A 976-nucleotide genomic window follows, 5' to 3' on the forward strand; every position below is an offset into this window, starting at 1 on the left:
CTAGATCGCTGATGTGATATTTGGGTTAGTGATCGTAGGCGATCAGGGATCGTTTCACGGGTGCGTCGATGGTCCAGTTGTGCCAGATGACGGCGTTGAGGGCGAGGATACGCTGGCTGATGCGTGCCCAGAGGCCGTCGGTGTGGCGGGCGTTGTGGCGTTCGAGGCCGAGTTGGTTCTTCAGCGTCCAGATGATCGCTTCGATGCGCTGGCGGAGCCAGCCGGGGAAGGGCAGGGCGGGTCCGGGCTCGTCTTCGCGGGCTGGCCGGATCAGCGGGTGGCCCAGGTCGGCGGCGGCTTTCTCGATGCCGGCGCCGGCGAATCCCTTGTCGCACACGATCGGGCACGGCCCGGGTGCGATCGGGGTGACGTGCAGCAGGTGCAGGGCCTGCTTGCGTTCGTCGAGGTCCTTGGGGCAGGCCAGGCTGAAGGCGGTCACCGCGCCGTCGGCGGTGGTGATGAGCATCAGCTTGGCGCCCCAGTAGAAGGCGTGGTGGGACTTGTCCATGCCGTATCCGGCGATCTCGCCCAGGCTGGAGCGGTTGACCGTCACCCGTGAGGCGCCGCATCGGACCGGGGTGCCGTCCATCAGGCGCAGCGGTTCGTGCCAGGTGGGGATCTGGCGGGCGATCCACAAGGCCGCCGCCGACATCTGCGGGCCCAGATCGCGCAGCTGCCGGTTGTAGACGGCCTGGGAGGGCAGCCGCGGGAACAGATGACCGATCCGGGCCGCCGCGATCCGCAGCCAGTAGCGCTCCTGATCGCAGCGCAGCAGCACCTGAGCCACCGCCACGACCACCGCCTCGGCCGGGGTCAGCACCGGGGGCCGGCCCCGTCCGCGAGGCCGTGCCCGCGAAGGCATCACGTGATCGTCCAGATACACATAGAGTGCGATCAGAAGGGCGTCCAAGTCTGTCTTCACACACCGACCATGGACGCCCTTCGTCATGCCCGCAGCCGATCACCGAATTTCACA

1 protein-coding gene is annotated in these 976 nt (G+C 67.6%); it reads right to left on the reverse strand.

The features are described 5' to 3' along the window. Positions 1-25 precede the first annotated feature (25 nt). Positions 26-922 (reverse strand): transposase, encoded by an 897-nt coding sequence (locus tag HCN51_RS57735; RefSeq protein ID WP_168022228.1) that lies wholly within the window; start codon positions 920-922, stop codon positions 26-28. Positions 923-976: the final 54 nt, after the last annotated feature.

The sequence above is a fragment of the Nonomuraea composti genome (assembly GCF_012034275.1).
Taxonomy (GTDB): Bacteria; Actinomycetota; Actinomycetes; order Streptosporangiales; family Streptosporangiaceae; genus Nonomuraea; species Nonomuraea composti.